This window comes from Sphingomonas sp. 67-41, assembly GCF_001899725.1.
In the GTDB taxonomy this organism is placed as follows: domain Bacteria; phylum Pseudomonadota; class Alphaproteobacteria; order Sphingomonadales; family Sphingomonadaceae; genus Sphingomonas; species Sphingomonas leidyi.
In genome coordinates, this window is the sequence record NZ_MKWJ01000021.1 from 68,414 (window position 1) to 78,027 (window position 9,614).

The window sequence follows — 9,614 nt, forward strand, 5'->3', positions numbered from 1 at the left end:
CCACATGCTGGATTATGGGTTTGCGATCGAAGCGGGCCCGTTCGCATAGCGGCGGCGCTGGCTTCCGGTTGTGACAGCGACGCCCCGTCGCGGCCCAGCGACCCGATCGGTCCCCATCCATGGCAGCCAAGGACATACGCTTCTCGCGCGACGCGCGGGAAAGCATCGCGCGGGGCGTCGACCAGATGGCCGACGCGGTACGCGTAACGCTCGGGCCGAAAGGCCGCAACGTGGTGATCGACAAGGGCTATGGCGCCCCGCACATCACCAAGGACGGCGTCACCGTCGCCAAGGAGATCGATCTCAGCGACCGATTTGCGAACCTGGGCGCGCAGATGCTTCGTGCCGTCGCCACGCGAACGCAGTACCATGCCGGCGACGGCACCACCACCGCGACGGTGCTCGCGCAGGCGATCCTGCGCGAGGGGATGAAGTCGATTTCGTCAGGCGTCAGCCCGATCGAACTCAAGCGCGGCATCGACATCGCCGTCGCGCGCGTCATCGAGGAGTTGAAGGCCCGTTCGCGCCCCGTCTCGAGCACTGTAGAAATCACGCAAGTCGGCATCGTCTCCGCCAATGGCGACGCAGAGATCGGCAACATGATCGCGGCGGCCATGGATAAGGTCGGCAAGGAAGGGGTGATCTCGATCGAGGATGCGCGCGGCACCGCGTTCGAGCTCGAAATCGTCGAGGGAATGGAATTCGACCGCGGCTATCTCAGCCCCTATTTCATCACCGACGAGGGCAAGATGACCGTCGATCTGCACGAGCCGTACATCCTGCTCCACGAGCAGAAGCTGTCGGACCTGCATGCATTGCTTCCGGTGCTGGAGGCAGTCGCGCAGTCGGGCCGCCCGCTGGTGATCATCGCCGAAGACGTGGAAAGCGAGGCGCTCGCCACGCTGGTGGTCAACAAGATGCGCGGGAGCCTCCAGGTCGCCGCGGTGAAGGCGCCCGGTTTCGGCGCTCAGCGTAAGGCCGTGCTCGAGGATATGGCGATCCTGACCGGGGGCACGCTGATCGCGCCGGATCTCGGCATCAAGCTGGACAGCGTCACGCTCGACATGCTCGGTACCGCCCGCAGGGTGACAATGGACCGGAACGACACAGCGATCATCGGCGGCGCGGGCGATCCCGCGGCGATCGCCGGTCGCATCGCGGCGCTCAAGCAACAGATCGAACTCAGCACGAGCGAATATGACGAGGGCAAGCTCCAGGACCGGATGGCCAAGCTGGGCGGCGGCGTCGCCATCATCCGGGTCGGCGCCTCGACCGAAGTCGAGATGCGCGAGCGCAAGGACCGGCTCGACGACGCGCTACACGCGACGCGCGCCGCAGTGGAGGAAGGCATGTTGCCCGGCGGCGGCGTGGCCCTCCTCTATGCGTCCCGGGGCCTCGACGGCATCAGGGGCGAGAACGACGACCAGACCCGCGGCATCGACATCATCCGCAGGGCTCTATCGGCACCCCTTCGCCAGATCGCAGAAAATGCAGGACACGACGGCGGCCTGATCGCGGGCCGGCTGATCGACGGCAACGACCGCGATGTCGGTTTCAATGCGCAGACCGGCCGCTACGAGGACATGGTTGCTACCGGGATCGTCGATCCCACGCTCGTCGTCCGATCGGCATTGCAGGACGCCGCGTCGGTCGCTGGGCTGCTGCTCACCACCGAGGTGGCGATCGTCGGCAGCTCGAAAAACTCACCTACCAATCAGACGATGGCACCAGCCGGCTTCTGATCCGCCGGCCACGAATCCCAGGAGTATATACAATGTCACGAGTTCCCCTTCGCCCTTATCTCGTTACCAAGGACGAGGAAGGCATTTTCCGCGTCACCGTGCGGACCACACGCTTCAATTCACAGGGCTATCCGCTGGTCTCGGCCGAAGTCCTGGACGACGCGTTCAAGACACAAACCGCGGCGAAGGCGTTCGTGCGCGAGGAATATCGCGCCGAAGCCAACCAAATCGCCACCAAGTAGCGAGTTACTTGCGCGCCTTGCGGGCGGCGTAGCGTGCATCGCGTTCCGCCTTTCGCTCGGCGTCGCTCTTCGCCGGGACGATTTCCTCCGCAGCACTGGCAGCGATCTCGGCCGCCTGGGCGCGGGCATCGCACACCGCCTGCTTTTCGGCGGCGCGCTGGGCACGCCGGGCGGCCTGCGCGGTCTCACGCTTGAGTCCGGCGGCCTTGCGCTCGGCCAGCTTCGCCTCGCTGGGTGCGGGCTTGGCCCGCAGCAATGCCAGCGCCTTCAGCTTGGCGGTGCGGGAAAGCGCGGCGCGCTCGTTGAAATCGGGTGCTCGATAGGCTGTCATCTTGGACTTTCTGCAACAGATGCCGAAAGGGCGGACCCGGCGCACGCCGGACCCGCCCCATTCATTTCAGTAGGCCTGATCAGGCCGCCTGGAGATTCACCGCGGACGACTTGCCGCGCTGGTCGTTCTCGATCTCGTACGACAGGCGCTGATCCGCATTCAGCGTCGCCATACCGGCGCGCTCGACGGCGCTGATATGGACGAAGCTGTCATTGCCGCCGCCCTCGGGCGAGATGAAGCCATAGCCTTTGTCGATATTGAAGAATTTGACGGTGCCGATGGGCATGGGGATGTTCCTTTCGCGAACATGGGATTGTCCGCGCGCAGCTGCGCGCAGAGCCAAGAAGCGAGAAAAGGAAGGGTCGGCCCGGAAGCGTCGGTTTCCGTCGCAGGCGACGATAGCAATACGGATATGGGGTGCCGTCTGCGATATGCAACCTAGACTTCAATATTCCCCACATCGGCGAAGCCGCGATCGGGATTCTCGCTGAGGCCGCGATCCTTGTGGGCGACCAGTTCGAGCGCCTTCGCAGCATCCGTCGCGCCTTGTTGTCGCACGGCCGCCCGCTTGTCGCGCTTGTCGGCGTCCAGCGCCTCCTTGGCCCAGGCCGCCGCCGCGGTCGTCGCAATGGCCCGAACATTGGGCAGCACGGCATTGGCGGCAAGGGTAAGCTGGCGAGCCTGCTGCGCGCGGCACATGATGGCGGTGGGTTGCATCAGATTGTCCTTTCGAGAGGGAAGGCTGTGTAGGGTGGGATCAGATTATTCGGCACGGCCGGCGCGCCAGGGCAGGCCGGGCCGACGCACCATGTCCCCCGCACCGCGTGCACGCGCTCGTGAAATGGCCGCGATCCCAATGATTGCGGGCCGGCGGGAACATGGTTCCCGAACAACCGATGGAGGAGATCAAGCACCGGCGGCGCTTCCACCGGCCGCCGCCCGCTTCGCGGCCGCGACCGCGTCCTTGAGCGTGGTGTAGCGATAACCGTTCCAATGGAAATACGCCACGGGCACGCACTCGATGCCATAGGCCGCCATCAGTTCTTCGGCGTTCTGGGCATCGTGCTGTGGCACGGCAGCAAATTCGGTATTCATTCGGAATTCCCTGGTGCGGCTGATAGCCGAAGAGAAGTCAGCTGACGCGCCGCTGGGCCCAGTGGCTGCGCGTGACCGCGCCGGTCAGAACCTTCGAGCTATAGGCCCGGCTCACCGCGGCCGCGTCATCCGCGTTGACGAAGACCACTCGCGTCCCGCTGGGGATAAGCGGTTCGATTGCGCTGATCACCGCGTTGAGCCTGGCTGAAGTGGCAATGACGTGATCGATCGCCGCATCGACGTTGACAGCGCGCGTCACGATGGTTTCCCCGAGCCGGATGGGGGAGCGGCCTCTCGCGAAAGGAGGGTTAGCTTCGGCCGGACGATCTTCGGATCGGGTTCGGGCGAGCGGAGAAGAGGCGATGGCGAGATCTGGGGCATGCACGGCTCCACGCAGAGCGGGAGCACGAACCATCTCTCAGTCGCATCCATGCTCGTGGCAAGGTGGAGCGATGCGCATCATATGGGGTGTCGTGCGCGTATTACGAGTGCTGCAAACAGGGCGGCCCGCCAATTCGCAATATCTTCTCGCACAGCCGGACATTCCCTGCCGCCGGCGCGTTCTCAACCCGACTTGCCGGATCATCGGCGACAAGGGAATTCCCATTGGCAATCAAAGACACGCGCAACGCCGGCAACGGCGGCGAAACCCATCAGCGCGCTGAGGGCGATGCCCCCGCCCTGACGACGAACCACGGCGTTCCGATCAGCGACAACCAGAACAGCCTGAAAGCTGGCACGCGCGGCCCGACCCTGCTCGAGGATTTCGTCCTTCGCGAGAAGATCTTCCATTTCGATCACGAGCGCATCCCGGAGCGGATCGTGCATGCGCGCGGCTCGGGCGCCCATGGTGTCTTCGAGGCGACGGACGATATCTCTGATCTGTCCAAAGCGGCGGTCTTCACCAAAGGCGAGAAGACCGAGGTGTTCGTCCGGTTCTCAACCGTCGCGGGCGGCGCCGGCTCTGTGGATACGCCGCGCGACGTGCGGGGCTTTGCAGTGAAATTCTACACGCGGGAGGGCAACTGGGACCTGGTCGGCAACAACATCCCCGTCTTCTTCATCCAGGACGCGATCAAGTTCCCCGATCTCGTCCACGCCGTAAAGATGGAGGCCGATCGCGGCTATCCGCAGGCCGGCAGCGCGCACGACACCTTCTGGGACTGGGCCTCGCTGATGCCCGAGACCACCCATATGCTGATGTGGGCGATGTCGGATCGCACGCTGCCGCGCTCGCTTCGCATGATAGAAGGCTTCGGCGTTCACACCTTCAAGCTGGTAAACACCGAGGGCAAGGCCAGCTTCGTCAAGTTCCACTGGAAGCCGCGCCTTGGGCTTCAGTCGACGATCTGGGACGAAGCGCTGAAACTTCAGGCCGCCGATAATGACTATCACCGCCGCGACCTGTTCGAGGCGATCGACACCGGCGCTTTTCCGCAGTGGGATCTGGGCATCCAGGTGTTCGACCAGGTCTTCGCTGACGCGCAGCCCTATGACGTGCTCGACGCGACCAAGCTCATCCCCGAGGAGGACATTCCCGTCCGCCTGATCGGCACGCTGACGCTCAACCGCAACGTCGACAATTTCTTCGCGGAGACCGAGCAGGTCGCCTTTCTCCCCAGCAACATCGTGCCCGGCATCGATTTCTCGAACGATCCGCTGCTTCAGGGCCGGTTGTTCAGCTATCTCGACACCCAGAAATCGCGCCTCGGCACCACCAATTTCCATCAGATCCCTATCAACACGCCGCGTTGCCCTTTTGGCAATTTCCAACGCGACGGCATGATGCAGACGATGGTTCCCAAGGGCCGCGCGAACTACGAGCCCAACAGCCTGGCCGATCATGGCGAAGAGGGTGGCCCGCGCGAGAGCCCCGCCACGGGGTTTGTCACTACCGACGAGCGTTCGGGGCCGGACGAGCAGGGCGAGAAGCTGCGCGTTCGCGCAGAGACCTTTGCCGATCACTACAGCCAGGCGCGACTCTTCTTCCTGTCGCAGACCGAAAGCGAGAAAGCGCATATTGCTTCGTCGTTCGTGTTCGAGCTGTCCAAGGTCGGCCTGCTCGATCAGGTGCCGCCGCGAATGGTGGCAAACCTGCGAAACGTCGATGAGGATCTGGCGAAGCGTGTTGCCGATGGCCTTGGCATCCCCCTGCCCAAAAAGGCGCCGGCTGCCCGGGAGCCGGTGGATATGGCCCCTTCCGACGCGCTGTCGATCCACAAGAACATGAAGACGACGCTTGAGGGACGCGCTGTCGGCATCCTGATTGCTGATGGAACCGACGCCGGGGAACTCGCCGCGCTGGTGGCAGCGGTGGACAAGGCTAAGGGAAAGCCGGTGATCGTCGCACCCAAGGTCGGCGGCGCGAAGCTGTCCGATGGATCGCAGCAAAAGGCCGATGGTCAGCTGGCGGGGATGCCGAGCCAGATTTTCGACGCAGTTGCGATCGTCCTGTCGGAGGCGGGCTGCGCCGCGCTTCTGAAGGAGGGCGCCGCGGTCGAGTTCGTGATGAACGCGTTCGGCCACCTCAAGGCGATCGGCGCCAGCGCCGCCGCGAAGCCGCTCCTCGACAAGGCCGGCGTCGTACCGGACGAAGGCGTGACCGACCTGACCGCCGCTTTCATCAAGGCTGCCAGCCAGCGCTTCTACCCACGCGAGCCCTCGCTTCGTACCCTCGCGTGACCGTCAGTAAGGGAGTTGGCCATGATTGACCCTTTCACTGCCTGGTCGCGCGTCGCCGCGGCGGGCTTCGAGATGCAATCGACCTGGTGGCGGGGCATCGAGACGCTCCAGGCGTCAGGCACGGTGATCGGCGCGCGGAGCGAGATGATGCGCCGTGACGCGGGAAGGCCGGCACAGTCCGATCTCTCCGAATATGCGCGGATGGGTCCCGAGAAGGTCGACGCGTTCGGGCGAAGCGCCGGCGCGGTCATGCGTGACACGGCGAAGATGCAGGCTTCCTGGATGCGCCAGATGCAACGGGTCGGCCTGGCCATGCTTTCTGGAAGGACGCCAACGCTCGCGGAGGCGTCCGCTCTGGCAAGCCAGAGCGCCGACTATGCATTGGACGCAGTCGCCGCCACCGCCAAACTATATGAGGCTGCCCTTGCCCCCATTCATCGCACCGCGACCGGAAATGCGCGGCGGCTCGGCAATGCGGGACGCAGATGAGTATCGAGATACGGACCCGGCTCGACTATTGGTTCGACTGCCCAACCGATGTTCTTCTGCAGATAGAGGCAGCCGCGATACCGGAGCAGGTGATCGAGACAGCGCGGCTCGATATTTCGCCGACCGAGCATTTTGCCCGGGTACCTGCGCAGGACATGATCGGAGAGCGCATCTGGCTCCGCGTCGAGGGACGGCTGCTGGTCGATTATCAGGCGCGCGTGACGATCGCGCGCGACCTGGACGATTGCCTGTCGCTGCCGATCATCCCGCCTCACCAGCTTCCCGGCGAAACGGTCCAATATCTGATGGCATCGCGCTACTGTCCGTCCGATCAGTTTCAGCCGTTCGTCGATGCCGAGTTCGGCGGTATCGAAGGCGGCGCCAAGATTATGGCGATGCGCGACTGGATTGCCGGCCACTTCTCTTATGTGCCCGGGGCAAGCGACGCCGAGACCACTGCCCTCGACACGTTCGTCAAACGACAAGGCATTTGCCGTGATTACGCGCACGTCATGATCGTGCTGGCACGCGCCGCCGGAGTGCCCGCCAGGATGGCGAGCGTTTATGCGCCTGGCGTCGAACCTCCTGACTTCCATGCGGTCGCCGAGGTGTTCGTCGGCGGGGCGTGGCATCTTGTCGATGCGACCGGCATGGCGAGGGAGAGCGACATGGCCAAGATCGGCATCGGCCGCGACGCGGCAGACGTCGCTTTCCTGACCGCTTTCGGCAATGCCACGATGAACGCGCAATCCGTTCAGGTCGATCTGCGATAACGTCAAGGCGGAGCCCGATAGCCGGCCAGCGACAACTTCTCCCAGGCAGGCAATCTTCCTCTGCCCGGGCAACGCGTCATTCAGGCGGCTTGCCTCCCCTCCATTCGATTGCCTCGAGCTGGGAGATCAGGTCATCGAAATCGGCATCGGGCTTGATCGCGAACGCGAGGTCGAACCCCTTGCCGAGCCGCTCCAGGTCCTTGGCCGTGAGTAGCCCCACGGCAACGATGCGTTCGTTGCGGTCCATCGATTTGCGACCCATTGTTGGCTGTTTGCGATTTAACGCACGCGCTGCAGCGCGCGTGCCATTCCCGCTAAAGATAATTCTTCGCCCGCGCCATCGCGGCCGCATTCCACACGCGCCGGCGTTGTGACGAAAGCAGACCGGGCTTATCCTTCGCTCCGAGGACTGGTAGGCTCGGCCGGTGGGCGCGTTCTCACGTCGGAACGCCGGCCCTATCGACATATCGACTGCACGATCATGGAGATTGCGATTGTGATGAAACGCCTTGCACCTCTGCTTGCGATCGCGCTCTTTGCGCCTTGTGCTGCCTCCGCCCAGTCCGCTCCGGATCTTGCCGATCTGGTAGGCTCCCGTGCGGCCGGCGGGGAGACCCAGCTTGAGGCCAGAGGATATGCCTTCATCACCGTCAACACGGTGCGCGATACCAAATGGTCCCTGTGGTGGAGTGATCGCCAGCGCCAGTGCGTCCAAGTGGCGACTTCCGACGGACGCTATGCAGCGATCGAGCGGGTACCGGAGGCGAATTGCAATCGCGGCGGCGGCCAGCCTTCCCGTCCGGACTATGCTCCGTCTGCGACGCGTCCGGGTGGCCCCGACTATGGAGCGGGAGCCGGCGATCGGTTCGGCCCGTCGATCACGCTCGTCTGCTATGGCGGCGGCAGCACGCCCAGTGCGCAATATCAATCGGGCTATGTCTATAATTCGCGCAGCCATCGCTTCGAGCCGCAATATGGCACGACGCTCGGCCGCGACGGCTTCTCCTCCGATCTCCAGATCGAAATCTGGCACGGTCGCGGCCGCATCCGGCCCGAGGGCAAGCTGGTCTCACCGATCCACAGCGGCGGCGACAACGGATGGTGGGACATTCAGAACCTGGTAGTCACACCCGACCGCATCACCGGCGAATATCGGATGAACGGGCTTAACAAGCCGCGGTTCGAGATCGATCGCCGCACCGGTATCATCCGCATCAAGGCTGCTACCAGCTTCAACGGCCGCTGTGACGCGGGCGACTGGCGCGGCGGCGGCGGTTTCTAGGCGAGCAAGGCGGCGAGCAGCGCGAAAACCAGCAGGCACTCGACCATCGTCAACGTGGCGATCCCGAAGCCGCGCAGCCTGGAGATGCGCAACGCATGGGCGAACCAGAAAGTCTGCAGCACGCCGTACCAGAGGAAGGCGCTCAGAGTCATTCCCAGCCCGGCGACCTGAAATGCCTGGTTCCCGTGGAATTGCGTCGACACCCCGCCGATACCGAGCACCAGCGCGAACACGCCGGCGGGATAGCATTGCGCATAGAATAGCGGCTTCAGGCTGTCGCGAGTCAGCTTCTCCTTCTGCCACCGCAGCATCGCCACCGCCATGATGAGCGGGAAGACGGCGAAGAAGAGAAGCCGCATGAGCAGCAGGCTGGTGTCGTCGCTGATCAATCCCGCGAGCCCCTGCTTCTCGGCCACGATCGCACTCTGCCCGACAAGGGCGAGCTCAATCGTGTGGCTCAGCAGCAGCGTGAGAAGCAGGAAGATCGGCGGACTGAGGACGTCGGGATATTGCTGCTCAGGCGTATCGCCGAGCTCGCTGTCGGCATAGGCCATCATCGCGAAAGGATGCCTGATCGTCCGCCATAGCGTGACCGGATAGAAGACCAGCCAGGTGATGATCTCGTAGAGCAGGTCGTCGAGCGACTTGAGGAATTGCATGAAATTCACGGCGGCTATTCAGCACATTTCGCGTCAAGCTGCATCGACAAACCCGGCCCGCAGCCGACGCCACGTTCGGCGCTCGCCAGCCGTATTCAGCGGCCTGCGGTCATGTGCGCCGGCAATTCGGTGCCGAAAAGACGTGTCCGTCGGCACGTGGGCCAGTGATGAAACTACTGGGGCGCATAGTAGTCCGGCATCAGAGCGGCCCATCCTGAGCACGGATGGGCCGTGACGTGCTCCCCAAAACTCCTCCAGTCATAACTGGAGTCCGGGGTTATCATCGTGCCCTTGTGGGCAGGGTTGCACAACCCGCCTG

The 9,614-nt window shown here is 64.0% G+C and carries 13 protein-coding genes; 6 read left to right on the forward strand and 7 right to left on the reverse strand.

Features of this window, described 5'->3' with window-relative positions:
- Positions 1-119 precede the first annotated feature (119 nt).
- Together groL and BGP17_RS10940 are read left to right on the forward strand one after the other, a co-directional pair.
- Positions 120-1,742 carry a chaperonin GroEL gene (gene groL, locus BGP17_RS10935; RefSeq protein WP_353681871.1) on the forward strand — a complete coding sequence of 541 codons (1,623 nt, stop codon included), beginning with the start codon at positions 120-122 and terminating at the stop codon, positions 1,740-1,742.
- A gap of 32 nt (positions 1,743-1,774) precedes the next feature.
- Complete coding sequence (locus BGP17_RS10940) at positions 1,775-1,984, forward strand: hypothetical protein (RefSeq protein ID WP_286711947.1); 210 nt, start codon at positions 1,775-1,777, stop codon at positions 1,982-1,984.
- A gap of 4 nt (positions 1,985-1,988) precedes the next feature.
- On the opposite strand, the gene BGP17_RS10945 is transcribed toward BGP17_RS10940, so the two are convergent.
- The 5 genes from BGP17_RS10945 to BGP17_RS10965 form a co-directional block, all read right to left on the reverse strand.
- Entirely contained in the window at positions 1,989-2,315 is a 327-nt protein-coding gene (locus BGP17_RS10945) for a DUF6481 family protein (RefSeq protein ID WP_286711948.1), read from the reverse strand.
- Positions 2,316-2,394: 79 nt separating this feature from the next.
- Complete coding sequence (locus tag BGP17_RS10950) at positions 2,395-2,601, reverse strand: cold-shock protein (RefSeq protein WP_116841228.1); 207 nt, start codon at positions 2,599-2,601, stop codon at positions 2,395-2,397.
- Positions 2,602-2,753: 152 nt separating this feature from the next.
- A complete protein-coding gene (locus tag BGP17_RS10955) occupies positions 2,754-3,032 on the reverse strand; it encodes a hypothetical protein (protein ID WP_286711949.1) in 279 nt (92 codons plus the stop codon).
- 189 nt (positions 3,033-3,221) lie between these two features.
- A complete protein-coding gene (locus BGP17_RS10960; protein WP_286711950.1) occupies positions 3,222-3,410 on the reverse strand; it encodes a hypothetical protein in 189 nt (62 codons plus the stop codon).
- A gap of 37 nt (positions 3,411-3,447) precedes the next feature.
- On the reverse strand, positions 3,448-3,669 hold the full coding sequence (locus BGP17_RS10965; RefSeq protein ID WP_286711951.1) for a hypothetical protein: 222 nt from the start codon (positions 3,667-3,669) through the stop codon (positions 3,448-3,450).
- A 347-nt stretch (positions 3,670-4,016) separates the two neighbouring features.
- Here BGP17_RS10965 and BGP17_RS10970 point away from each other — a divergent pair, with 347 nt between their 5' ends.
- The 3 genes from BGP17_RS10970 to BGP17_RS10980 are packed head-to-tail and all read left to right on the forward strand — an operon-like array spanning position 4,017 to position 7,354.
- A complete protein-coding gene (locus BGP17_RS10970; protein ID WP_286711957.1) occupies positions 4,017-6,092 on the forward strand; it encodes a catalase in 2,076 nt (691 codons plus the stop codon).
- 21 nt (positions 6,093-6,113) lie between these two features.
- Positions 6,114-6,581, forward strand: a complete 468-nt coding sequence (locus BGP17_RS10975) for a hypothetical protein (protein ID WP_286711952.1) — start codon at positions 6,114-6,116, stop codon at positions 6,579-6,581.
- On the forward strand, positions 6,578-7,354 hold the full coding sequence (locus BGP17_RS10980; protein ID WP_286711953.1) for a transglutaminase-like domain-containing protein: 777 nt from the start codon (positions 6,578-6,580) through the stop codon (positions 7,352-7,354). Before BGP17_RS10975 ends, BGP17_RS10980 begins: the two co-directional genes overlap by 4 nt.
- 76 nt (positions 7,355-7,430) lie before the next feature.
- Here the strand turns inward: BGP17_RS10980 and BGP17_RS10985 are convergent, their stop codons facing one another.
- Positions 7,431-7,616: a hypothetical protein gene (locus BGP17_RS10985; protein ID WP_286711954.1), complete on the reverse strand. Its 186-nt coding sequence runs from the start codon at positions 7,614-7,616 to the stop codon at positions 7,431-7,433.
- Positions 7,617-7,853: 237 nt separating this feature from the next.
- Here BGP17_RS10985 and BGP17_RS10990 point away from each other — a divergent pair, with 237 nt between their 5' ends.
- Complete coding sequence (locus BGP17_RS10990) at positions 7,854-8,636, forward strand: hypothetical protein (protein ID WP_286711955.1); 783 nt, start codon at positions 7,854-7,856, stop codon at positions 8,634-8,636.
- Here BGP17_RS10990 and BGP17_RS10995 read toward each other — a convergent pair.
- Entirely contained in the window at positions 8,633-9,295 is a 663-nt protein-coding gene (locus tag BGP17_RS10995) for a hypothetical protein (RefSeq protein WP_286711956.1), read from the reverse strand. The two genes, BGP17_RS10990 and BGP17_RS10995, sit on opposite strands and share 4 nt — an antisense overlap.
- Between the last annotated feature and the right edge of the window lie 319 nt (positions 9,296-9,614).